The sequence below is a fragment of the Bacillus sp. FSL K6-3154 genome (assembly GCF_040869395.1).
In the GTDB taxonomy this organism is placed as follows: Bacteria; Bacillota; Bacilli; order Bacillales; family Bacillaceae; genus Bacillus; species Bacillus safensis.
This window is the reverse complement of record NZ_CP152033.1, coordinates 1,109,883-1,134,237: the sequence shown is the minus strand read 5'-3', so window position 1 is coordinate 1,134,237 and position 24,355 is coordinate 1,109,883. Positions and strand designations below refer to the sequence as shown.

General features: G+C 40.8%; 18 protein-coding genes and 1 other annotated feature. Of the genes, 8 read left to right on the top strand and 10 right to left on the bottom strand.

Annotated elements, in window-relative coordinates; genetic code table 11:
• Positions 1-33: 33 nt before the first annotated feature.
• Positions 34-774, bottom strand: a complete 741-nt coding sequence (locus MHH61_RS06100) for a sulfite exporter TauE/SafE family protein (protein ID WP_024423598.1) — start codon at positions 772-774, stop codon at positions 34-36.
• 153 nt (positions 775-927) lie between these two features.
• Here MHH61_RS06100 and MHH61_RS06095 point away from each other — a divergent pair, with 153 nt between their 5' ends.
• From MHH61_RS06095 to MHH61_RS06085, 3 genes are all read left to right on the top strand, one after another.
• On the top strand, positions 928-2,376 hold the full coding sequence (locus MHH61_RS06095) for a S41 family peptidase (RefSeq protein ID WP_125585977.1): 1,449 nt from the start codon (positions 928-930) through the stop codon (positions 2,374-2,376).
• A gap of 344 nt (positions 2,377-2,720) precedes the next feature.
• Positions 2,721-3,074: a swarming motility protein SwrAA gene (locus MHH61_RS06090; protein WP_007500014.1), complete on the top strand. Its 354-nt coding sequence runs from the start codon at positions 2,721-2,723 to the stop codon at positions 3,072-3,074.
• Positions 3,075-3,142: 68 nt separating this feature from the next.
• Positions 3,143-4,330 (top strand): PDZ domain-containing protein, encoded by a 1,188-nt coding sequence (locus tag MHH61_RS06085; RefSeq protein WP_024426241.1) that lies wholly within the window; start codon positions 3,143-3,145, stop codon positions 4,328-4,330.
• 11 nt (positions 4,331-4,341) lie between these two features.
• Here MHH61_RS06085 and MHH61_RS06080 read toward each other — a convergent pair whose 3' ends face one another.
• On the bottom strand, positions 4,342-4,707 hold the full coding sequence (locus MHH61_RS06080; RefSeq protein WP_024426240.1) for a helix-turn-helix domain-containing protein: 366 nt from the start codon (positions 4,705-4,707) through the stop codon (positions 4,342-4,344).
• Positions 4,708-4,934: 227 nt separating this feature from the next.
• Here MHH61_RS06080 and MHH61_RS06075 point away from each other — a divergent pair, with 227 nt between their 5' ends.
• Positions 4,935-5,609, top strand: a complete 675-nt coding sequence (locus MHH61_RS06075) for an NAD(P)H-dependent oxidoreductase (RefSeq protein WP_125585979.1) — start codon at positions 4,935-4,937, stop codon at positions 5,607-5,609.
• 89 nt (positions 5,610-5,698) lie between these two features.
• Positions 5,699-5,924: a binding site (T-box leader), on the top strand.
• A gap of 75 nt (positions 5,925-5,999) precedes the next feature.
• On the top strand, positions 6,000-7,349 hold the full coding sequence (locus MHH61_RS06070; RefSeq protein WP_024426239.1) for an amino acid permease: 1,350 nt from the start codon (positions 6,000-6,002) through the stop codon (positions 7,347-7,349).
• 44 nt (positions 7,350-7,393) lie between these two features.
• Here the strand turns inward: MHH61_RS06070 and MHH61_RS06065 are convergent, their stop codons facing one another.
• The 8 genes from MHH61_RS06065 to MHH61_RS06030 all read right to left on the bottom strand — a co-directional run bounded on the left by MHH61_RS06065 (position 7,394) and on the right by MHH61_RS06030 (position 18,660).
• Positions 7,394-8,386, bottom strand: a complete 993-nt coding sequence (locus MHH61_RS06065) for a glycosyltransferase family 2 protein (RefSeq protein WP_368004466.1) — start codon at positions 8,384-8,386, stop codon at positions 7,394-7,396.
• 31 nt (positions 8,387-8,417) lie between these two features.
• Positions 8,418-10,532 carry a glycosyltransferase family 39 protein gene (locus MHH61_RS06060; protein WP_125585981.1) on the bottom strand — a complete coding sequence of 705 codons (2,115 nt, stop codon included), beginning with the start codon at positions 10,530-10,532 and terminating at the stop codon, positions 8,418-8,420.
• A 207-nt stretch (positions 10,533-10,739) separates the two neighbouring features.
• Entirely contained in the window at positions 10,740-12,155 is a 1,416-nt protein-coding gene (locus tag MHH61_RS06055; protein WP_125585983.1) for a HAMP domain-containing sensor histidine kinase, read from the bottom strand.
• The gene (locus MHH61_RS06050) at positions 12,152-12,838 is read right to left on the bottom strand and encodes a response regulator transcription factor (RefSeq protein ID WP_125585985.1); all 687 of its coding nucleotides are present in this window, start codon (positions 12,836-12,838) and stop codon (positions 12,152-12,154) included. Before MHH61_RS06050 ends, MHH61_RS06055 begins: the two co-directional genes overlap by 4 nt.
• Positions 12,835-13,818: a hypothetical protein gene (locus MHH61_RS06045; protein ID WP_056765693.1), complete on the bottom strand. Its 984-nt coding sequence runs from the start codon at positions 13,816-13,818 to the stop codon at positions 12,835-12,837. Before MHH61_RS06045 ends, MHH61_RS06050 begins: the two co-directional genes overlap by 4 nt.
• A gap of 272 nt (positions 13,819-14,090) precedes the next feature.
• A complete protein-coding gene (locus MHH61_RS06040) occupies positions 14,091-15,425 on the bottom strand; it encodes an MFS transporter (RefSeq protein WP_024426233.1) in 1,335 nt (444 codons plus the stop codon).
• A 40-nt stretch (positions 15,426-15,465) separates the two neighbouring features.
• Positions 15,466-16,038: a TetR/AcrR family transcriptional regulator gene (locus tag MHH61_RS06035; protein ID WP_024426232.1), complete on the bottom strand. Its 573-nt coding sequence runs from the start codon at positions 16,036-16,038 to the stop codon at positions 15,466-15,468.
• 90 nt (positions 16,039-16,128) lie between these two features.
• Complete coding sequence (locus MHH61_RS06030; RefSeq protein WP_024426231.1) at positions 16,129-18,660, bottom strand: PEP/pyruvate-binding domain-containing protein; 2,532 nt, start codon at positions 18,658-18,660, stop codon at positions 16,129-16,131.
• Between the two features lie 278 nt (positions 18,661-18,938).
• Between MHH61_RS06030 and MHH61_RS06025 the strand changes: the two genes are divergently transcribed.
• The 3 genes from MHH61_RS06025 to uvrA all read left to right on the top strand — a co-directional run bounded on the left by MHH61_RS06025 (position 18,939) and on the right by uvrA (position 24,333).
• Positions 18,939-19,184, top strand: a complete 246-nt coding sequence (locus MHH61_RS06025) for a CsbA family protein (RefSeq protein ID WP_025093987.1) — start codon at positions 18,939-18,941, stop codon at positions 19,182-19,184.
• A 279-nt stretch (positions 19,185-19,463) separates the two neighbouring features.
• Complete coding sequence (gene uvrB / locus MHH61_RS06020; RefSeq protein WP_024423583.1) at positions 19,464-21,449, top strand: excinuclease ABC subunit UvrB; 1,986 nt, start codon at positions 19,464-19,466, stop codon at positions 21,447-21,449.
• 7 nt (positions 21,450-21,456) lie between these two features.
• Complete coding sequence (uvrA, locus tag MHH61_RS06015) at positions 21,457-24,333, top strand: excinuclease ABC subunit UvrA (protein ID WP_034623782.1); 2,877 nt, start codon at positions 21,457-21,459, stop codon at positions 24,331-24,333.
• Positions 24,334-24,355: the final 22 nt, after the last annotated feature.

Sequence of the window (24,355 nt, the reverse complement as noted above, 5' to 3'; positions counted from 1 at the left end):
ATGATGTTATCGGCTTTTTTGGTCTAGATAGAATTAAAACAGCAGCAGTAATCCGGCAATAATAGGTGTTAACAGAACAGCTGATTTTAATAAGAGCTTCGGTGCAAGGCGTGTAAATTTCGCGCCGATAAATGCGCCTAATACGGTTCCAATTAATATTTGAATCAGCAAGATAAAATCAACATAACCCTCTGAAATATATCCAATTCCACCGCCGATGGAAATCGGAATAATGACAAGCATGGTCGTGCCAACGGCTTGCCGAATCGACAGCTTCAGTAAAATCAAAAGCCCTACTTGAATGAATGGTGCAGACCCGATACCAAACATGCCTGACAGCATACCAGACACAAGGCCTAAAATAATGCCTCTTGTCATCAGCTGACGTGAAGAAAGCGGCTGCTGTTCAGCCTCTTCATTAAGAACAAATAGTTTGATCATCATAAAAACAGCCGATAAAAAAAGCATTCCTGCTGTTAAATAGTGCAGACTCTCTTCTGGAATAAAAGGAGCAACCTTAGCCCCAGCAAAAGAAGCGATACAAGCAAGAGCCCCGACAATCAAACCAGATTTCAGCTGAATGTTCCCTTCCCGGTAGTGGCTGTATGCACCTGATAGTGTCGTAAATGCCATAGCGGCTAATGACGTCCCGAGTGCGGTATGGATAGGGATATCAAAAATTAATGTAAGCAATGCGATGACAAATCCCGCCCCGCCTGCTCCTACAAAACCTAATAAAATTCCTAATAAAAGCATCGTCAAGATAATATACATAGCGAAGACTCCTTCTCAATCATAACAAAATAAAAATTACACCTAATAAAATGATTCGTCAAGCCTTCACGGGAGAATGTCTTTACATGAAATCCCTTCTTCTGGCATATAATAACTCAGGTCATCAGGAAGAGTTGAAGAAGGAGGCCAAATATGAAAAAACAAATCGCATCTATTATGGCAAGTGTCGTTCTCTTAATAAGTGCAGGTGTGATGACGCATAAAGAGGGAACTCATGCGGAGTCAACGCAAGCAGCCGCTGCAATGGCTGGACAAGCTCAATCAAGTGATAAGGCGAAAGAGAATGGGATGGAAAAGATCGAGAAAGCCTATGACCTTATTTCAAATGAATATGTAGAGGAAGTGGATCGGCAAAAGCTGCTTGAAGGCGCGATCCAAGGAATGCTTTCGACGTTAAACGATCCGTATTCAGTATACATGGACAAGCAGACCGCAAAGCAATTTTCTGATTCGCTTGATTCTTCCTTTGAGGGAATTGGGGCAGAAGTGGGGATGGATGAAGGAAAGATCATTATCGTCTCCGCCTTTAAAAAATCCCCTGCGGCAAAAGCAGGTCTAAAGCCAAAAGATGAGGTCATCAGCATTGACGGTGAGCCGATGAAAGAAAAAAGCTTAAACGATGCTGTACTGAAAATAAGAGGAAAAAAAGGTACGTCTGTCGCCTTAACAATCAAACGAAACGGGATTGAAAAAGAGCTGACGTTCCATATCAAACGAGAAGAAATCCCGCTTGAAACAGTGACTTCCACTGTAAAAGAGGTCAATGGTCATAAAACAGGCTATATTGCGATCTCCAGCTTCTCTGAAGATACGGCGAAGGATTTCACGTCAAGCCTGAAACAGCTCGAGAAAAAGGGCATAGAAGGTCTTGTACTGGATGTGAGAGGAAACCCTGGCGGCTATCTGCAAAGTGTGGAAGATATTTTGAAACATTTTATTACGAAGGATCAGCCCTATATTCAAATCGCAGAACGGAATGGCGACCGGAAACGATATTTTTCAAAACTGAAAGAACAAAAGCCTTACCCAGTCAACGTCTTAATTGATAAAGGCAGTGCTTCCGCTTCGGAAATACTTGCTGGAGCCATGAAAGAAGCTGGAAAGTATGAAGTTGTCGGTGATGTCTCCTTTGGAAAAGGAACTGTGCAGCAGGCGGTTCCGATGGGAGATGGAAGTAATATTAAATTAACGCTGTATAAATGGCTCACGCCAAAAGGCAATTGGATTCACAAAAAAGGCGTCGTACCGACAATTGCGATTCATCAGCCGGATTACTTTACCGCAGGTCCGCTTCAGCTGAAAGAACCACTTCAGCTTGATATGAACAATGAAGAAGTGAGACAAGCGCAGACGCTGTTAAAGGGATTGTCATTTGACCCTGGCAGAGTAGATGGATACTTTGATGAAGAAACGAAAAAGGCCGTACTTGCCTTCCAAAGCACATACAATCTCGATAAATCAGGTGTCATTGATTTAAAAACAGCAGAAATGATGAACAAAATGGTGGATGAAGTGAAATCTTACGAAAAAAATGACCTTCAATTACAGACTGCACTAAAAGCACTATATCTTAAAAAATAAAGAGGCGAATAATAGCCTCTTTTTTTTGGTTCATAAGTGTCATGAACATGTAATAATTTATGATTAAAAATAAATTATATCGAGAAATATATTCATTTATTTTACAAAAAACATAACATTCCTTCAATTTTACCCGATAACATATGTATATAAGAGACTTTCTGTTGATTTAAACATGTCATGAAAATGAAACTTTTGAAAGTTGTATGTTACATAAATAATTCTTACAATAAAAAGTAGCACTCATTTTAAATATTTTATTTTTTGCGGATATTCAGCTTGAGCATTAAGCTGTACCGAGGTTTGCGCTTTTCTTAAAAGAACTAGTAAATGGGGGTACACAATTGAAAAGGGCAAGTATTGTGAGAGAGAAAAAATATTACGAGTTGGTAGAGGAACTTAAGAGTCGTACGAAAGATGTGACGTTTTCCGCTACAAAGGCATTAAGTCTGCTCATGCTGTTAAGCAGGTACTTGGTCAATTACACAACGGTAGAATCAGTCGACGAAATCGATGAAGACTGTGCTGAGATATACTTCAATTATTTAATGGATAATCATAAGAGACTTGGTATAAACTTAACCGACATCAAGAGGTCGATGCAGCTGCTCGGCGGCATACTAGATGTAGATGTCAATCACTACTTAAAAGATTTTTCACTGTCGAATGTCACACTTTGGATGAATCAGGAGAAATAAACCTGATGTCAAGCATCGATTTATTTGATAGAATAAGAGAAAATGCTTGACTTGGGCGGTGAACGATAATGAGCTCGGAGTGGATGGGAGCCGGATTAAAAGCGGTCGGTCTGTTTTTAATCCATCCTCTTTTTTATTTCATGATATTAATCAGCCTATTGCATGGCTACATCCGCGTAAAGCGGGAGAGAAAAGCGTTTCAAACAAGAATAGAAGATGTATACGATGAACTTAAATTTACATATTCAAAGGGATGGATTCTAGGGATTTGCCTATCCGTTATTTCAGTAGGCTTAGGGATTGCCCTCCCCCCTGGATTCATCGTGCTGATTGCAGCGATGACCATCGTTTTCTCTTTATTCTTTAAGGCGAGTGCGCTTTCGTCTGCATACACACTCGGTTTCAGTTTTATTGCGGCACTTGGACTGATGCATTTCCAAGTGAGTCATTCTTGGCTGCCGCAGCTCTCAATGATGAATGCATCAGCCGTTGTCATTCTGCTAGGACTTCTATTAATGACCGAGGGAATTCTAGCCTATCGAACGGCGCATTTACGTACATCGCCTGCTATGGTGATGAGTGCGAGAGGACTTTTAATTGGTCAGCAGCGGGCAAACCGTCTGTGGCTTTTACCGCTTGTTTTGCTGATGCCGGCAGGTGAATTCACTTCTTCTCTGCCATGGTGGCCGGTGCTTCAAGTGCATGATCAAAGCTTTTCATTTATTTTGATTCCATATATCATCGGATTCGGTCAGAGAATTCAAGGCTCACTGCCAATTGTTAGTATTCAAATTACAGCGCGGCGTATTCTTATGCTCGGACTCGCTGTCGCCTTATTAGGTGCTGCAAGTATTTGGTTTGAACCGATTGCTTGGGGAGCTGTATTGATTGCGGTGATAGGAAGAGCCTTTCTCTCATGGAAGCAGAGGGTCAATGACAATGCTGCCCCGTTCTACTTCTCTAAGCGTAATCAAGGGCTGATGGTGCTGGGGATTATTCCGAATACACCAGCGGCTGATTTAAAGCTTGAGATCGGAGAAGTCATCACAAAAGTGAATGGAATTGAAGTCAAAACCGTTTCGGAATTTTATGAAGCCCTTCAAACCAATCGTGCTCTAACAAAGCTCGAGATTATTGGCTTAAATGGTCAGACAAGATTTGAGAAACGTGCTTCTTACGAAGGGGAGCATCATCAGCTTGGCATCCTGTTTGTGAAGGATGATCCACAGCAAGAACCAACGGCAATTTCATCTTAAAAAAAAAGCTGCTAGAGATGGCAGCTTTTTTCTTTTGGGCGCGCTTCTTTCCCGTAGGATTCGCCCCAATCACGCATAGCGAAAATGATAGGCTTTAATGTATTTCCGAGAGAAGTGAGGGAATATTCGACACGAGGGGGGACCTCCTCATAGACTTCTCTATGGACAACGCCGTCTTGTTCAAGCTCACGCAATTGCAGTGTGAGGACACGCTGAGAAATTCTTGGCAGTAGCCGGCGCAATTCATTGTAGCGTTTTGGTCCGCAAGTCAAATGATAAAGGATCACTCCTTTCCATTTCCCTCCGATGACACTTGTCGTCACTGAAACGGGACAGCCATGATTGACAATACTGACTGGGTTGGATGGTGCACTCATCTTAACACGCCTTTCTAAGATAAATTTGGTGATACACGAACAAGATGGTAACTAACGAACAAAAATGTGCGTACTTGAATCACTCGAAGCTTTTCTTATACCATAGAGATATCACATCACACATTCGGGCTGTTGTTTTTTTATCATAACAATTTCTATATGGGAATGGAAAGAAATTGGATTGATGAAACACACACCCTAATTGGTTAATAGAAAGGATGAAGACAATGCGAGACAAAGAGCAATTAAAAAAAGAAATCATTGAGGCGTATGAGTTCCGCCATGCGACAAAAGAGTTTGATCCAACGAAAAAAATACCAGAGGATGATTTTTCATTTATTTTAGAAACAGGAAGACTTTCCCCAAGCTCTGTAGGGTTTGAGCCTTGGAAGTTCCTCGTTGTTCAAAATGAAGCATTGAGAGAAAAATTAAAAGAGTATACATGGGGAGCGCAAAAGCAGCTTCCTACTGCCAGCCATTTTGTGATCATCTTGGCAAGAACAGACGCCCGTTATGATTCAGCATATGCAGAATATATCAACAAGCAAATCAAAGGAATGTCAGACGAAACGTTCGAGATGGTGAAGGGACGCTATCAAGAATTCCAAGAGAATGATCTTCATTTGTTAGATAATGAACGCACGCTCTTTGATTGGGCTTCAAAACAAACGTATATTGCCCTTGGAAACATGATGACAGCCGCTGCACAAATTGGCATTGATTCATGCCCAGTTGAAGGATTCAGCTACGATGAGATTCATCGCATTCTAGATGAAGAAGGGCTGCTTGAGGATGGTCAGTATGATATTTCTGTCATGGCAGCCTTTGGTTATCGTGTGACTGAGCCGAAGCGCGGCAAAACGCGCCGTCCGATGGATGAAGTCGCTGTTTGGATTCGTTAAAAGAGAATGTCTGAAAAAGGATGTTGACAATTGCGTGGTTAGTCAGTATATTTAAAAAATAAAATCTTTGATGAATATACAAATTGACTATAAACGCTTTGACTTGAGAATAGTAGATGAACATCCGTTTTTTTAAGAGAGCTGCGGGTTGGTGCAACGCAGTAAAACGAATCATTGAACTCGCTCAAAGAGCGGTAAGACTGAATGAATAGTAAGTCTTTACGTGTGACCTCCGTTAACGGGTTTTAAGTTGGATTTAGCTATGGCTGAATCAATTAGAGTGGTAACGCGGTTGCAAGGTCAGTCGTCTCTTCAAGGAGATGACTGGCCTTTTTATATGCTTTTATCCTATATTTGTCTGAAGATTCAAATTTAAAGGAGCTATAGAAAATGGAAAAGGAACATGTGCAGTTAAAACGAACAATGACGTCAAGGCATATTATGATGCTCGCACTTGGCGGAGCAATTGGTGCTGGTCTGTTTAAAGGAAGCAGCTCTGCAATTGATATCGCAGGTCCTGCTGTCATTTTGGCATATATGATTGGTGGTCTTATTTTATTATTTATTATGCAAGGACTTGCCGAAATGACGGTTGCACGCCCTGGCGCAAGAACATTCCGTGATTTAATTGAACCGGTGTTAGGCAAATATCCGGCTTATTTCTTAGACTGGATATACTGGAAAATGTGGGTGCTGAACATTGCAGCAGAAGCAATCGTATCTGCGATCTTTATTCAGTACTGGTTCCCACAAGTGCCGATTTGGATACTTGTGTTAATCATTTCACTTGTTGTGACATTGATCAATGTTTGTTCTGTTAAAATGTTTGCTGAGACAGAGTACTGGTTAGCTTCTATTAAAATTGCTGTCATTCTTTTATTTATTATCATTGGGTTAACCATGTTGTTTGTCTCATTTGGTCAGCATGCAGCACCGGGATTATCCAACTTAACCGACCACGGAGGATTTTTCCCGAATGGAACAGGCGGCTTAATTGCGGCCATGCTTGTTGTGGTGTATTCATATGGCGGGACTGAAATGATCGGGGTCACATTAGCAGAAACAAAAAACCCTGAAAAAGTCATCCCAAAGGCCATTCAAAGTACATTTGTACGAATCATCGGCTTCTATGTACTGCCGTTCTTCATCATCGTCAGCTTGATTCCTTGGAATCAAGTAAACAATGAGCAAGTGAGTCCATTCGTCACCGTGTTTGCAACGATAGGCGTGCCATATGCAAGTGACATCATGAACGGTATCATTTTACTAGCGATCTTGTCTTCTATGAACTCTGGGCTGTACGCATCCTCAAGGGTACTTTATACGCAAGCGATGGATGGGCGTGTATGGAAGGGCTTCTCAAAGCTATCAAAACAGCAGGTGCCTGTCAGAGCGATCCTAGTGTGTACATCTACATTGTATGCCGCTGTATTGATTTCTCTATTTGTAGGAAGTCAAACCTTTAATTATTTAATGGGATCTTTAAGCTATACGGTCTTATTCATCTGGTTTATTATTGCTGTCGGTCATTTAAAATCTCGAAGTGTAGCAGAACCAGGAGGATATCGCGTGAAGCTGTATCCTTTCACAACATGGTTTTCTGTGATTGCGATCATGGCCATTTTCATCGGCGTTGTGTCAACAACTCCAATTGTCCAAACGATGGTCACAATGGGCATTTATCTGATGATTACTCTTTCTTTCTTCATCAACAGAAAGCGGTTTGAAACAGCCGCTTAATACAAAAAGCGTGCGGGACCTTTAAAGAGGTCTCACACGCTTTTTTAATGCTGTTTGTATTGCTTGAAATGAACAGGGGGTTGAACAGGATGTGGCTTTGACTGAAGCCCGTAACTCTCTCTTACGATGTAAAGTGGTCGATCTTTTGCCTCGTCGTAGATTCGGCCGATGTATTCCCCAATCATTCCCAGCATAAAGAGGATGATGCCGCTAAAGAACAGCTGTATGACAATTAATGAACTCCATCCTGTAATGGTGCTGTTTGTAAAAATTTTTAAGTAAAGTACAAGAAACATTGAAATGAATCCGATAGCGGAAAGGGCAATTCCTGCTATACTCGCTAGCTTCAAAGGTTTATAGGAAAAGGAAGTGATTCCATCCATCGAGAGCTTGAGCATCTTTTTGAGCGGGTATTTTGTTTCTCCTGCTAGACGTTCATCTCGAACGTACTCTACTGCAATTTGTTTGAAACCTACCCAGCTGACTAGGCCGCGAACAAATGGATTTTTTTCTCGTATTTTTCTCATTTCATGGCACACTCTACGATCCATTAACCTGAAGTCACCGGTGTCGATTGGGATATCTACTTCGGTGATTTGACGTAAAACGCGATAGAAAAGGGAAGCGGTTTGCTTTTTGAAAAAAGTTTCGCCTTTTCGTTTGATGCGCACGGCGTATACGACTTCATAGCCTTCTTTCCATTTTGCGATCATCTCTAATATCAATTCAGGCGGATCTTGCAGGTCTGCATCTATCACGATGACCGCTTCTCCCTTTGCATAATCCATCCCAGCTGTAATGGCAATTTGGTGTCCGAAGTTACGTGAAAAATCAATGAGTCTTACATTCGGATCGTTTTGGGAATACCCTTTAATTAGTTCAGCTGTTCGATCCATACTACCGTCATTGACGAAGAGAAGCTCGTATGCTTCTCCTGTCGAATCCATGACTGTTTTCAGTCGCTGATAGGATTCATGGATCACAAGTTCTTCATTATAGACTGGGACTACAATAGAATATCGTATGTTCTTTTCCATCAGTCATCCTTCCTCCCTTTTAATAGATGAATTAATCAACGGATAGTTCATAAAGAGTGCCGCTTTCCATTCCGCCCATTCTTCCATTTGACTGATCATTTTGTTCTGATTGTTGGCTGTCTGTTTGCTGGTTCGTTTTGGATGTAGAGCTGTTCTGCCATTTAGAAGCAGATACTTCTTTGCCATTTTTTTGAATCCAAGTGAGAATGTCAGAGCTGCCGCCTCTCATACCAGAAAGATAGAAGTACTTGATTTTGCCGTCTTTGACGAGCTGTTTGAATTCACTAAGCGTGAGAATGTTATCAGATCCACTAAATCCACCTAATGCCATAACAGCTTTTCCTGTTTTAATAATGTAAGGTGAAGCAGTGGTTGCATCTGTTGTTCCGAATAGGAATTCTTCTCCCGTATTGTTTTTCTCAAGATAGCTGATCAACTTTTCATTGACTTTTGAACTCATGCTGCCACTTGAAGTTGCAAGCTGAGGACCAGCCTCTGGAAGCATACTGTTTCCCCCATAAAGAAGAGGTGTGCTTGCCCAGTATAGTGGTGCAATCAGCATGCCAAGGATGGCGATGAGAGACACGAATTGTTTTAGTTTTTCTTTTCCTTTTATCAAAAGCAGAGAAAGGATTGTTCCAACACCAAGGATACCGACTGCAATGCTTAGTCCAAGACCGATCGTGCTTGTAAAAGTAGATAGGATAAAGATTTCAAATGCTGTTGTGACGAATATCGCAATTGGAAGCAGCCATTTTTTAAACCCAATTCCTGTTTGGAACAATTGTGTCATAGAAACCCATCCGGCTCCTGCTAATACAGCAATTGGCGGTGCCAGCATGATCAAATAATAATGATGGAAAAATCCTGCTACACTGAAAAATGCAGCTACAGGAATAAGCCATGCTAACCAAAATAGTGTTTCTTTTTGTTTTGTATTGAGACGTCTTCTTTCAAAGGCAGTCGAGAAGAAGATACCAATCGCACCGAAGATTGCAAATGGAAGCAGCCAGCTGATTTGATCGGACAGTTCAGATTGGAACAGACGTAACGGTCCCTTGGTTCCTGTACCAAACATGCCGGAGCCATTTCCCATTTTTCCGCCCATGCCATTTGGCGGTCCATCACCATTACCGCCTGAAGGCATATCAGGTGGTGTTGTGCCGTTTGCATTGCTTGGTGGTCCTTGCATTGAAGGCTGTTTCTGACTGGATGATTGGTTTGAATTGTCTGAGTTGTTTTGATTTCCATGAGATGGCGGCTGAGGCATGGTGGATGGATCATTGTCATTTTGCTGATCACCCTGCTGTGAAGGCGGCTGTCCCTTACCCTGATTTGTGCCGCCTCCCCCGCCAGACTGTTGACCAGTCAACCGCTGAAGACCGTTGTAACCAAAGGCTAATTCTAGTGCTGAGTTCGATTGACTTGATCCCATATAAGGACGATTGTCTTTGGAAGTGAGATCAACCGCTATAGACCAAGAAGCAGATACACCTAAAAGAACAATCATTGAAATCATTAATGATAACAACTTTTTCTTCCATGTCGTTCGGTAGGCAATGATGTAAAAAAGAATGAGTGCTGGTACGATCATATAGGCTTGCAGCATTTTTGTATTAAAGCCGACGCCAATCATCGCAAACGAAGAAATTGCCCAAAGCACCTTTTGCTGTTTTACAGCCTTGAACATCATTCCTGTTGCTACTAAAAGTATAAAGACAAGTAAGCTGTCAATATTATTTGTGCGGGATACAGCAACCGCAATAGGTGTACACGCCATGATAAGTGCCGCTAATCTCGCCGCTGCTTGACCAAAAGTTGGTTTGACAAGACGGTAGATTAGATAAACAGATCCAATGCCTGCTAAAGCTTGAGGCAAGATGACGCTCCATCCATGCAGACCAAAAATTTTGGCACTGATCGTTTGCAGCCAGAAGGTGAGCGGGGGTTTATCCACCGTGACATACCCTGCTGGATCAAATGAAGCAAAGAAGAAATGATGCCAGCTTTGCATCATACTAGTGACAGCCGCAGTATAATACGCATTCACCGTATCATCTTCCCAAATGTTATAAATGTTTAAGATGGCAGATAAGATCAAAATGAAAAATAAATAAATATCAAATTTCTGAAAATGTCTGATCAAAAGCATGTCACTCCTTTTTCTTCACTTGAAAAAAGTGTAACAAGCAAATATGAATAAAATGTTAATAAAAAAAGACCATTTTTTTATCTTTTAGAAATAAAAACAGCTCTTGATGAAAAGAGCTGTTCAAGTTGTAGAAAATCCTATGGATACTGAATTTATTGATAAAGTAGTAATTCCAAATGATATTTTAAAATATGTGAGTAGCTATAGAGTAGGTGAGCTCTCATTGAATGGAGCATTGGGAAGTTGAATGATGGCTGTCGTACCAAAGCCAGGTTCAGATTGAATGTCGAATGTTCCATGATGTTTTTTAATGATTTGATAGACAATGGCTAGTCCAAGGCCAGAACCGCCATCCTTTCTTGTTCGTGCTTTATTTACACGATAAAATCGCTCGGAAACATGTGGGAGATCTTCTTTTGGAATACCGCTGCCTTCGTCGGTCACTTTCAATTCAGCAACACCTTGATGAACTTGTAATTCAATCGATATTAATTTTCCAGATGGCGTGTAATGAATGGCATTATCGAGTAAATTACGTATTACTTGTTGGAGACGGTCGCTATCACCATAAACAATACAATCCTCTTCAAGCGTTCGTTTGAAAGTAATGCTTTTTTTGTCAGCGATGAATGCCATTTGATCAAGAACATCGTGGATGAGCTGTGCAAAGACGATTGGCTCCATCGTAAGTGGATAAGAGTCACCTTCTAACTGTGCAAGATCTAAAAGGTCGTGCACAAGCCGGCTTAAACGTGTGGCCTCATCTTGGATGATTTGCATTCCCTTTTTTTGATCAATGATCCCTTCTTCAATTCCTTCTGCATAGCCTTTCATATAACTTAAAGGCGTTCTAAGTTCGTGAGAGACATTCGCAAGAAATTCCCTGCGGTGCTGTTCAACTTTTTCGAGGGTTGAAGATAGTTTATTAAAGGAGCGGCTGAGCTGGTTTAACTCATCTCCTTTTTTGGTTACGGCCATTCGTTTTGAGAAATCACCAGATTCCATTTCCATTGCAATTTCTTTCATTTTATTAATTGTCTGCACTACTTTATTGGAGCTCTTATATCCGATCACGAATATTAGGAGCAGAATCATTAAGATGGATATGCCAAGCGTCAATCTAATTTGGACAAAGGGTTCATATACATCTGATAAGGGCATGGAGAGGAAAATAGTTCCCGATAGATCATCATTGCTTGAGAAAACAGGGATGGCGATGCCAAGAATATCTTGGTGAAACTTTGGGTGTTCTCTAATTAACACGACGGTTTCACCTTGAAGGAGCTTCTGGCGTTCCTTGAACGTAATGAGATTATCATTTGTGTCCGTATCAAAAGGAAGACCACTTGAAAGCTCCATTGGATCATCTGTAAAAATAACGTTCGCCTGACTTGAGTCATTTGCCCACTTCATTCTGTCGGTAAAATACTTGTCTTTCCCGTGTGTGTGATAGATTTCTGCCAGCTTCTTACCTTGCAAACTTAAGGAATCGATCTGTTTATCAATATATAAATGCTGGTATAAGTAAAAGGTAAGGGCAAGCGCTGAGGCTGCAACGATTCCGATCACTGCAAGGATTAAGAAGAGTACTTTCTTTTTAATCGATAATGGCTTCATTCTTCTTCCTCAAACTTATAGCCGACACCCCAAACGGTTTTAATATATCGTTCTGCTTCCTTTAATTTCAGTCGCAGCGTTTTGATATGTGTATCGACAGTTCTTAAAGAGCCGCTCGTTGAATGTGATTCCCACAATTTTTGATAAAGGTGTTCTCGTGAAAACACGTGTCCTTGGTTGAGCAAAAGAAACATGAGTAAATCAAATTCTCTTCTTGTTAAATTAATGGGCTGTTGATGGAGGTAAACTTGTCTGCCATCTTGATCAATCTCCATGTCACCAATCTGTATTCGGCTGCGCTTTAGCGAAAGACCTCTAATTCGTCTCAGAGTGGTTTCGATTCTTGCTGCAAGCTCACGCAGACTGAAAGGCTTCATGATGTAGTCATCCGCTCCAATTTCAAGTCCTCTAATTCGGTCCTCTTCATAACTCCTCGCTGTTAAAAATAAAATCGGTATTTGAGATGTTTGTCGAATACGCTGACAGACTTCAAATCCATCCATGTCAGGCATCATGATATCTAATACAACAAGATCAACAGCTTCCTTTTCAAGCTGATGCAGGGCATCTTTTCCATTATTCGCAGTGATAATGTGAAAGCCATGTCTCTTTAAAAAAGACCCGATTAACTCAAGCATATCAAGCTCATCATCTACGATTAAAATACACATTTGTTCCTTCATTTCTTTTCCTCCAACACGATAGCATAAGGTCCTGATGGGACATTCAGTTGATTTTTCATGATAAGTGAGTGTTTATCGATGATGGATACTGAGTTGTCATCCAAGTTACTCACATAAATTGATGTCTTATCAGCAGTGATATAATTCGGATTTTGACCAGTTTCAACAGAAGCAAGCTGTTTATTTGTTTTGGTATCTACTTTGTATAGCGTATGATCTCCATGACATAGTACATATAAAGTAGAAGAATTTTTCTCTGGAAAAAATGCAACAGGCATAACGCCTAGCTTTATTTCTTGCTGTTTTTTTCCAGTTTTAGGGTCATAAGCAAAAATACTCTTATTTAAGGTGCCTTGTTTACCGTGGCCGCCGATCCAAATGAACTGTCCATCAAAATGAATTCCAGAAGGCCGTTCAAGTACAGAAAACGTACGTATATTTTTTTCCTTTTCAATATCTATGACGGAGACAGTATGACTTTCTGCATTTAAAACAAATAAAATACCTGATGAAGAAAGAGTCATAGAAGAAGGTAATTTTCCAGTTTTCACAGTCGATTTTATTTTTTTGCGCTCCGTATCAATAAAATAAACGACATTTTTCTGTGAGTTAGCAGCGATTAATGTATGAGAAGCTGCATCATATGTAAGGGAAGTCAGTCCTTTATCCACATTCATATAATCTGTTGCTGTACCGTGTTTTAGATTAATTTCGATAAGGGATTCTCCCTCTTTACTTGTAGCGATGATGACGTCTTTATTGATTTGAATAAGATCAGTGAGTGGGTGTTTTAAATCCACAGAAGAGAGCATTTTATTTTTTTGTATATCAACTATTGAAAAGGAGGCTTTTTTTAATTGAGAGATGACAGCGATGGATTGAGAGCTGCCTGGCGGCGTAAATTGCTGTTCTTTTCCACAGCCTGTCAGGAATAAAAGTAGAGCTGATAAACAGATCAAAACATATTTCACACGTTCCATTCTTCCGCTCCTTTGCGTTCTCTATTTTCAAAATCATACCACAAAAATTGTGAAAAAAAATTGAAGTTATCCATGCTGAAAGAATGAAAAAAAGCTTTTAGGTAAGTGAGGGAGACCATTTGTACCTGAAGTTCCTTTTTTGTCTGGACATATGCCGTTTTTTCTTCTTTAAAAGATGATTTTCAGGATTTGATGGATGCACTCGCTATAGTTTACAGTGATACAAATGATGAAAACTCCCCGCTCTAACTAAACATAGAGCAAGGGAGTCATTAGGCGGAATGTTCAGATGATGCGGAGGTTGATTTGGTTTTTACACGTTGAGATAAAAGGAAACCAAGAATGCCTGCCCCCATTAATACAATAAATAAAGATTGAAAACCACTCATGATCCCAATCAATGTAGACGAAATGATACTGCCAAAATATCGAAAGGTAGAGAAAATACCAGATGCTGAACCAGATAAGCTTTGATCAACAGACGTTAAAGAAGCCATCTGCATACTGGTCATTCCAATACCTGATGAAATTCCACCTGCGACAAGTGTCACGATAAGCAGTGGTAAGGTAGGGAACTGACTGAGTGTGATTAACATGATGCCTGATAAAGTCAGACAGAGAAATGAAAAGCCAATCATTTTTTTCGCGCCTTTTTTCGGATGGAGTCTTGCCCCTAACAAGCCGCTAATAGACATGCAAAGGGAAAATACTGATAGAATAATACCGCTTTGTGTATGAGAAAGTGCAAGTTGTTGTTCCATAAACAGCGGCATAATTAGAAGAATGGCATACATCACAAAATTACTTAGCATGATCGACAGGTTTGCGTTTGTAAATGAACTGTTTTTAAAAAGCGACAAATCGATGATCGGATTCTTTACTTTTCGGACATGTTTAAAGAATAAAGGAATGACGATCAACGCTAGAATTCCATAGATCAAGTATTCATTTAGCAATTGGCTTTTAGTGCATAGAATGAGTGTGGCAATCCCGATGGTTAAGTATAGTGAACCAGTGATGTCTACATTTGCTTGTAAGCGTGTATGCTTTGTTTTTGGAATGAGTAATACGCCGGTAACAAGTGTAAGGAACAAGAATGGGATATTGACAAAGAATATAGAATGCCAATCAAAACTCTGAATAAGAATCGAACCAATAAAAGGTCCAAGTGCGGCACCAATACCGGCTCCAAACCCAAAATACCCCATTGTTTTAGACAGTTTTTCGGGGGATACTGTTGCACGAATCAATGCAATGCTATTCGGTGTTAAAATAGCACCGCCAGCTGCTTGAATGGAACGAAAAGTGATGAGAAAAGCTAGATTAGGAGCTAAAGCACATCCAATTGATCCAATTAAAAAGAGCATGACCCCAATTAAATACATTCGCCTGTGTCCGTATATATCTCCTAACTTACCAGCGATAGGCTGAGTGACTGCCATGACAATAAGATAAATTGTGACAACCCAAGTGATGTTTGCAAGGGATTGATCATAATAAGTTGATATGGATGATAGAGCGACAGCGATCATCGTTGAATTGACTGGAACTAGTATAGCTCCAAGCAACAAAGAATAGATGACGAAACTCTCTTTTTTTAACCTCAATGTGTATACCACCTTTTGTAAAAAAGAAGAATTCCACCCTTTAAGCGGGAGAAATTCCTCTCATGAAAATGTGTGTGCATGTTTCAATAAAATCTTCTTTTTGTGTGAGAACGAGTTGAAAATCTTGCTCTAGCTGCTGAATGAAAAATCCGAAATACGTACTAATGAAAATGTCTGCATAAATGTCTTCATTTCCTTTTAATACATGATGCTGGGCACCCATCTTTTTGAAATATTGTATGAGCATTTCTCTCAATTCTTGAGGATAAATCTTTTCGTGACTGGTTAAATCCTTATACATAACCGGATCTCGCATGCTGATATAAATAAATTCTTTTTTGGAAGTCAAATCTTCAAGGAAATAGGTACCGAGAAACTTCAAATCGGTGTATAAATCGTCTTTGAATTCTGCTTCTAGGGTTTTTGTCGGTGTTGATTTCATTTTCATAATGGCAGCAATCACGCCGCGTTTGTTTTTAAAGTTGCGAAAAATAGTTGCTTCACTCACATTCGCTTTTGTCGCTATTTCTTTGGTTGTTGTTTTTTGATAGCCTTTTTCAGTTAATAAATCCATTGTTGCGCGAATGATTCGTTGATTTGTAGATTTTAACAAGCATACTCACCTCAGGTTATGAATGTGTTTGCAACAAAGTAAGTATACCGATAAAACCTATGACCGCCAATATCATCCAAAATGATAAGTTTATGCACGCGAATGCTGCTTTAAAATCTGAATGCGTCCATTGCTGCCATCTACTGTCACAAGGTCACCGGATTGAAGTGTTTCAGTTGCTATCCTAGTACCTAAGACAGCTGGCATCATATACTCTCTTGCGATAATAGCTGAATGAGATAAAATGCCTCCAGCATCGGTAATGACTGCTTTCGCATCTCTAAATAAGCTCGTCCATAAAGGTGTGGTCGTTTTACAAACTAAAATATCATCCTTTTGAAATTGTGAGAATTCATCAGCACATGTAATGACTTTTACTCTTCCAGAAACAATACCGCTGGATGCGCCAATTCCATGGATCACATCGTGTGTGTTGTTTTCATTTTCTCTTAATGAACCAAGCATTCTTTCTACTTGCTGCAGTTCCGCTTCAGTTGGTGTACCAATGTAAGCCGGTGGTTGAATATCTTCATTTTCCTTCATTTCTATCTTTCTTTGCTGGATAACCGAATCAAATGAGATAGACGTTGTGAGCGCTTTTTGTACCTCTTCATCGTAGAGATACCAAAGATCTTCTTGATGAGGAATGGCTCCTTTTTGTACAAGAAGTTCACCTATTTTTAATAGATATACCCGGGCCTTTGCATCTAACATGGCATCAATATAGAAGTGGTGGTCATCTCGGATATTCGCTGCTCGAAGGGCAAATTGATACAGCGTCTCAAATTTTGTTTTAAACGATTCATCCTTCACTTGACTCATAAAATGTTTATATGTCTCTTGTCTTTTGATCACTGCTTTTGCAAATTCTTCATCAAAATCACAATGGCAATGGATGTTATTTCTGATGATATCTAATATAAACTCCGGGTTTTCTGCCCAAGTCTCATCTGTAAGGTCATGACTTTTAACAGATCGCCAGCCGTAAACTTGGAGAAAATCCTCCAATTTCGAAATGAAATGCCTTCCTTTTTCCGAGTGATTGAGTGCATGTAACAGCTCCGAGTTCTTTTCATGTTGAATAAATGCTTGATGAAGTTCTGGATCTTGAAGGACATCCTTTGCGATATCAGATAGCACCTTGTCTGTTTCAAGAGATTTGTTCATCACGCCTATCATCATTTCGTGCAGCAAGACGACTTGGGTGTGATCACCAGTATACGTTACAAGCATGTCTTCAATGATGGCTGATAGAATGACTTGTGGTATGACGATATCAAAATGATCATCATATGCTTGGATATAAAAATCCTTTAATTCTTCAAAGCCAATGATGGCTTTTTCAATGGTCATAGGTTCATTCATTTGGCGATCGAGTTTTTCGTAAAATGGAAAGAAATTTTTCTCTAGAATCTCATACATCCGTTCACTTAAATGAGGAAATAACTCAAATATACTTTCATCAAAAACGGGTGCAGCTCCTTCTTGCGCTTCTGGCAGATCCGGTGCTGAGTATAGGTGGCCTCTGTAAAGTTTAATATCTTTGATGTTCATATCAGGTACTTGATACTTTTCTCCATTTTTCTTCATCCCGCTTTTTAAGGCTGGTATGATCAGGCTTGAGAAAAGAGGGCTCGTTGGACCAGGCATATGATCATCCATTGAAATCCAGAAATCCTGCAGCTCTTCTGGCTTCATTTGAAAAGAAGCACCTGCTGTTTCATTTACTGCTTTTGGAAGAGCTGTAGTAATCGGCCTTGCTTGAAGTAAATAAAACGACCCATCTGCAATTCCAAATTCGATATCGACTCCATGTCCGTAAAGTTCTTCTACTTGTTTCGTGATTTGTGTGATTTCCTTCAATTGATCATCGTTCAGGCAAAACTGGCCAGCCATTTCCTTCGATACTGGCTCCTCGATGACACCCTCTTGGAAAGGAACAATTTGTAGCTCTTTCGCCCCAAGTGTTTTTTCAATCGAAAAATTCTCTTTATCTACAATAAACGTGTCTGGTGTCACAAGGCCGGAGACAATTGCTTCTCCCAATCCGTAGCTTGCGGTCAGCATCATTTCATTTGTTTTCCCCGATACGGGATTCTCACTAAAGATGACACCGGAGACGTCAGAATGGATCAATCCTTGAACGACAACGGCCATGAGCGGCATCTCTTCCTCATTTTCATTCATCTCTTCCTTATATTCTGTTACTCTCGCTGCAAAATAAGAAGACCAGCATTCTTTGACTGCCTGTAAAAACTCTTCATTTGTTTTGATATTTAAATAAGTCTCGTACTGTCCTGCAAATGAGGCGCCTTCGAGATCTTCAGCAACAGAAGAGGACCTGACTGCAACTGAGGGGTAAGTCTTCCGCAAGGATTGAAAGGACGAAAGCAGCTCTGCTTCCATTTGTAAAGGAAACGATGCTTCTTTGATTTTTTGAGAAAGGTTTTGTTCTGCTGGCTGCAGATTGTGATATGAAAGAAAGCTTGCAAAGCTGTTGGTTTTAATAATAAACCCATCTGGGACTGGCAGGCCGTGATTGTTTAATTTGATTAAATTCAGGCCTTTTGCCCCTGCGAGTGATGCGGATTCTTCAGCCGCATGAAATAAAACTGAATACATGGGAATGCCCCCTTATCCAAATAGCCAATGGTTTGTATGTCTCTATGATTAAAATGATAGTGCGCACTATCATTTTAATCATAGGATTGATTGGATGTTATTGTCAAAGACGGAAAGACCTATCTTTACAAAGGGGACAATCTCACTAATTTCCTTCTATTTCTAAAACAAAAGTCTCCGAACATGGAGAAAAAAGGCGAAATTGAAAACTGTGAATTGTTCAATATGCCAATCTTTACTATAATCAAGGAAGTAGACCATGAAGAGGGAGGGTTTTTGTGATTACAAAAGCCATATTTGCACTAGTTTTTCCTTTCTTGCTCGTTATTTTATTTTCAAAGGTTACTTATAATCATTATGTGGGCATTGCGTTAACAGCAGCGCTTTTATTTGCTTCGTACATGAAAGGCTATACAGAAACCTACTTTATTGTGGGATTAGATATTATTTCTTTAGTAGCTGGGGCTTTGTTTATGGCTAAGAAAGAAATCGAAAAAAGAGAAAAAGCTGAAAAACATCAATGATGTTATCTCAATGCTGAAAACTGACATGTTTTAAACAAGAGCTGTGCTTACGATTTCTAGTAAGCACAGCTTTCTTTTTCTGCTCATCGAATATCTCACTCCAAAATGTTCCATACTGAAAGGAAGGTTTTCTTAAGAGGGTTATTTCCCATGGGAGAGAGGGTATGACTGTATTGGAAATAAAAATCAAGTAAGAGCCGAACTTTAGTTCGTATTTTTGTGTTCTTTTATGATAATATATTCATTAGATAGATTTCGTAACGAAACGGAGGCTTTGATGTGAGTGACCGCTTTGAATTAGTTTCTAACTATCAGCCCCAAGGAGATCAACCAAAGGCGATTGAAAAGCTTGTTGAGGGGATCCATCAGGGGAAACAGCATCAAACGCTGTTAGGTGCTACAGGTACGGGAAAGACCTTTACTGTCTCCAACCTGATCAAAGAAGTGAATAAACCGACACTTGTCATTGCGCATAATAAGACACTTGCCGGTCAGTTATACAGCGAATTCAAGGAATTTTTTCCGAATAACGCTGTTGAATATTTTGTGAGTTACTATGATTATTATCAGCCAGAGGCATATGTGCCTCAGACCGATACATTTATTGAGAAGGATGCCAGCATCAATGATGAGATTGATAAGCTGAGACACTCGGCTACGTCCTCGTTATTTGAGAGAAGAGATGTCATCATCATTGCCAGTGTGTCCTGTATTTATGGCTTAGGTTCGCCAGAGGAATACAGAGAGCTTGTGCTGTCTTTGCGTACTGAAATGGAGATTGAACGCAATCAGCTTCTTCGTAAGCTGGTGGATATTCAGTATTCTCGTAATGATATAGATTTTCAGCGCGGAACCTTCCGAGTCAGAGGAGACGTTGTTGAGATTTTTCCCGCTTCACGAGATGAGCATTGTATCAGAGTGGAGTTTTTCGGTGATGAAATTGAACGTATTCGTGAAGTGGATGCGCTGACTGGAGAAATACTTGGTGATCGTGATCATGTGGCGATTTTCCCAGCATCTCACTTCGTAACAAGAGAAGAAAAAATGGAAAAAGCCATTATCAATATTGAACAAGAGCTAGAAGAACAGCTTGAAAAGCTTCGTGAAAATGGAAAATTACTTGAAGCGCAGCGCCTTGAGCAGCGGACAAGATATGACCTTGAGATGATGAGAGAGATGGGCTTTTGTTCAGGAATTGAGAACTATTCAAGACATCTGACCTTGCGTCCGCCTGGTTCAACACCTTACACACTGCTTGATTATTTCCCAGATGATTTTATGATTGTGGTCGATGAGTCGCATGTGACGATTCCGCAAATCCGCGCCATGTACAACGGGGACCAAGCTAGAAAGCAAGTGTTGGTTGATCACGGATTCCGCCTGCCATCAGCACTTGATAACAGACCGCTCACCTTTGATGAGTTTGAAAAGCATATCAATCATATTGTGCATGTATCAGCAACGCCTGGTCCGTATGAGCTTGAGAAAACACCAGAGGTTGTGGAACAAATTATCCGTCCAACGGGATTACTTGATCCAATCATTGAAGTCCGTCCGATTGAAGGACAAATTGATGACTTAATTGGAGAAATTCATGCACGAGTTGAGAAAAATGAGCGTGTGCTCGTGACCACACTGACGAAGAAAATGTCTGAGGATCTCACAGATTACTTAAAAGAAATCGGAATCAAGGTGAATTACCTGCATTCAGAGATTAAGACCCTTGAGCGGATTGAGATTATCCGTGATCTGCGTCTCGGTAAATATGATGTGCTTGTTGGAATCAACCTTCTTCGTGAAGGACTGGATATTCCAGAAGTGTCGCTTGTGGCCATTTTAGATGCGGATAAAGAAGGCTTTTTACGCTCTGAAAGATCCCTCATCCAGACGATTGGCCGTGCAGCGAGAAATGCAGAAGGCCGGGTCATTATGTATGCAGACAATATGACGAAATCGATGGACATTGCGATTCAAGAAACGAAGCGAAGACGAGAACAGCAAGAAGCATATAACGAGAAATTCGGGATTACACCGCAAACGATCCATAAGAAAATTCGAGATGTCATTAAGGCAACAAAGATACATGAGGATTCAGAAGAATACGAAACAAAAGCAGCACCAAAGCTTTCGAAAATGAGCAAAAAAGAACGAGAAAAAGTGATCGAAAAAGTCGAGATGGAAATGAAAGATGCAGCAAAAGCGCTTGATTTTGAAAAAGCAGCAGAATTAAGAGATCTATTGCTAGAGCTAAAAGCGGAAGGATGATTGCCTGATGGCTATGGAACGAATAGAGGTGAAAGGTGCTAGAGCCCACAACCTTAAAAATATTGATGTCAATATCCCGCGTGACCAGCTAGTGGTCATTACGGGATTATCTGGTTCAGGGAAATCGTCGCTTGCCTTTGATACGATTTATGCAGAAGGTCAGCGCAGGTACGTTGAATCTCTTTCAGCGTATGCACGCCAATTTCTTGGGCAGATGGATAAACCGGATGTAGATGCCATTGAAGGTCTTTCTCCGGCGATTAGTATTGACCAGAAAACGACGAGCCGAAACCCTAGATCAACAGTTGGTACTGTCACTGAAATTTATGATTACTTGCGTCTCTTGTATGCTCGAGTCGGAAAACCTATTTGTCCTATACATGGAATTGAAATTACGTCACAAACGATTGAGCAGATGACAGATCGTATTTTAGAGTATCCTGAAAGAACGAAATTACAAGTGCTTGCGCCAGTTGTATCCGGCCGCAAAGGAACACATGTGAAAGTGCTTGATCAAATTCGGAAGCAGGGCTATGTACGAGTGAGAGTCGATGGAGAGATGGAGGATCTTTCAGAAGATATCGAGCTTGAAAAGAACAAGAAGCATTCCATTGAAGTAGTCATTGATCGAATTGTCGTGAAGGAAGGCGTTGCTGCTCGGCTGTCTGACTCCCTTGAAACGGCGCTGCGGCTGGGCGAAGGCCGAGTGATGATTGATGTGATTGGACAAGAAGAGCTGTTATTCAGCGAACATCATGCTTGTCCGCATTGCGGGTTCTCTATTGGTGAACTTGAGCCGAGAATGTTTTCGTTTAATAGTCCTTTTGGTGCCTGCCCGAGCTGTGATGGGCTCGGTTCAAAACTGGAAGTCGACCCTGAGCTTGTCATTCCTAATAAGGATCTGACTTTACGGCAGCATGCCATTGCACCATGGGAGCCGCAAAGCTCGCAATACTATCCGCAGCTTCTTGAGGCTGTTTGTACACATTATGGCATCGACATGGACATTCCTGTGAAAGATATCCCATCGCATTTATTTGATAAAATTTTATATGGAAGCGGATCTGAACGGATTTATTTTAAATATGAAAATGATTTTGGTCAGGTACGTGAAAATGAAATTGAGTTTGAAGGCGTTCTTCGTAATATTGAACGGCGTTATAAGGAAACCAGCTCTGATTATATTCGTGAACAAATGGAAAAATATATGGCCAATCAGCCATGTCCGACATGTAAAGGATATCGTCTGAAAAAAGAAACGCTGGCGGTTCTCATCAATGGCAAGCATATCGGAGAAATCACCGATTTGTCTGTCTCTGATGCCCTTGATTTCTATGAAAAAATTGAGTTGTCTGAGAAAGATTTGCAGATTGCCCAGCTCATTTTACGTGAAATCAAAGAGCGTTTGTCCTTCTTAAATAATGTGGGCTTAGATTATCTGAATTTGAGCCGGTCCGCTGGCACACTATCAGGCGGAGAGGCGCAGCGGATTCGCCTGGCAACTCAAATCGGCTCAAGGCTGACAGGTGTTCTTTATATATTAGATGAACCATCCATTGGTCTGCATCAGCGCGATAATGACCGGTTGATCGGGACGTTGAAAAATATGCGTGACATCGGGAACACACTGATTGTCGTGGAGCATGATGAAGATACCATGCTAGCCGCTGATTATTTAATAGATATTGGACCTGGAGCAGGAGTTCATGGAGGAGAAGTGATTTCAGCTGGAACGCCAGAAGAAGTCATGAAGGACCCGAAATCCTTAACAGGTCAATATTTATCAGGTGAGAAATTTATTCCGCTGCCAATTGAGAGAAGAAAGCCTGACGGCCGCTATATTGAGATAAAAGGTGCAAAAGAAAACAACTTGAAAAACGTGAATGCGAAGTTCCCTCTGGGCGTCTTTACAGCTGTGACCGGAGTATCCGGCTCAGGAAAAAGTACGCTTGTGAATGAAATTCTATTAAAATCACTTTCACAAAAATTGCACAGAGCGAAGGCGAAGCCAGGGCAGCACAAAGAAATCAAAGGAATGGATCATTTGGATAAGGTCATTGATATTGATCAATCTCCAATTGGCCGTACACCAAGATCCAACCCTGCCACGTATACAGGTGTCTTTGATGATGTGCGGGATGTGTTTGCACAAACAAATGAAGCAAAGGTACGAGGCTATAAAAAAGGCAGATTCAGCTTTAACGTCAAAGGCGGCCGCTGTGAGGCGTGCCGCGGGGATGGCATCATTAAAATTGAAATGCACTTTTTGCCAGATGTGTATGTGCCTTGTGAAGTGTGTCACGGGAAACGTTATAACCGCGAAACACTCGAGGTCACATATAAAGGGAAAAACATTGCTGATGTGCTTGAAATGACTGTGGAGGACGCACTCCAATTTTTCGAGAATATCCCAAAGATTAAGCGGAAGCTTCAAACGATTTATGATGTGGGGCTTGGATACATTACACTTGGACAGCCTGCAACGACATTGTCCGGAGGAGAGGCACAGCGCGTGAAATTGGCATCTGAGCTTCACCGCCGTTCAAACGGAAGGTCCCTTTATATTTTGGACGAGCCGACAACAGGACTGCATGTGGATGATATTGCCCGTTTATTAAAGGTGCTTCAGCGTTTGGTTGAAAACGGAGATACGGTGTTGGTCATTGAGCACAACCTTGATATTATCAAGGCTGCTGATTATCTCGTTGATCTCGGACCAGAAGGTGGTGCAGGCGGCGGAACGATCATTGCCTCTGGCACTCCTGAGCACATTGCAAAAGAAGAAGCATCTTACACAGGTCAATACTTGAAGCCTATTTTAGAGCGTGACCGTAAACGCATGAAACAACTGGTTAAAGAAACGGAAAGTGTGACTTCTTCATAAAGAAAACCCCTCGATAAGAGGG

What these genes read in the sequence shown, in the direction of transcription:
- MHH61_RS06080 (WP_024426240.1), bottom strand. Translation starts at nt 4,707, where the DNA reads ATGAGTGCACCATCCAACCCAGTCAGTATTGTCAATCATGGCTGTCCC.
- MHH61_RS06075 (WP_125585979.1), top strand. Translation starts at nt 4,935, where the DNA reads ATGCGAGACAAAGAGCAATTAAAAAAAGAAATCATTGAGGCGTATGAG.
- MHH61_RS06095 (WP_125585977.1), top strand. Translation starts at nt 928, where the DNA reads ATGAAAAAACAAATCGCATCTATTATGGCAAGTGTCGTTCTCTTAATA.
- MHH61_RS06030 (WP_024426231.1), bottom strand. Translation starts at nt 18,660, where the DNA reads ATGTATTCAGTTTTATTTCATGCGGCTGAAGAATCCGCATCACTCGCA.
- MHH61_RS06070 (WP_024426239.1), top strand. Translation starts at nt 6,000, where the DNA reads ATGGAAAAGGAACATGTGCAGTTAAAACGAACAATGACGTCAAGGCAT.
- MHH61_RS06045 (WP_056765693.1), bottom strand. Translation starts at nt 13,818, where the DNA reads ATGGAACGTGTGAAATATGTTTTGATCTGTTTATCAGCTCTACTTTTA.
- uvrA (WP_034623782.1), top strand. Translation starts at nt 21,457, where the DNA reads ATGGCTATGGAACGAATAGAGGTGAAAGGTGCTAGAGCCCACAACCTT.
- MHH61_RS06100 (WP_024423598.1), bottom strand. Translation starts at nt 774, where the DNA reads ATGTATATTATCTTGACGATGCTTTTATTAGGAATTTTATTAGGTTTT.
- MHH61_RS06065 (WP_368004466.1), bottom strand. Translation starts at nt 8,386, where the DNA reads ATGGAAAAGAACATACGATATTCTATTGTAGTCCCAGTCTATAATGAA.
- MHH61_RS06050 (WP_125585985.1), bottom strand. Translation starts at nt 12,838, where the DNA reads ATGAAGGAACAAATGTGTATTTTAATCGTAGATGATGAGCTTGATATG.
- MHH61_RS06085 (WP_024426241.1), top strand. Translation starts at nt 3,143, where the DNA reads ATGAGCTCGGAGTGGATGGGAGCCGGATTAAAAGCGGTCGGTCTGTTT.
- MHH61_RS06055 (WP_125585983.1), bottom strand. Translation starts at nt 12,155, where the DNA reads ATGAAGCCATTATCGATTAAAAAGAAAGTACTCTTCTTAATCCTTGCA.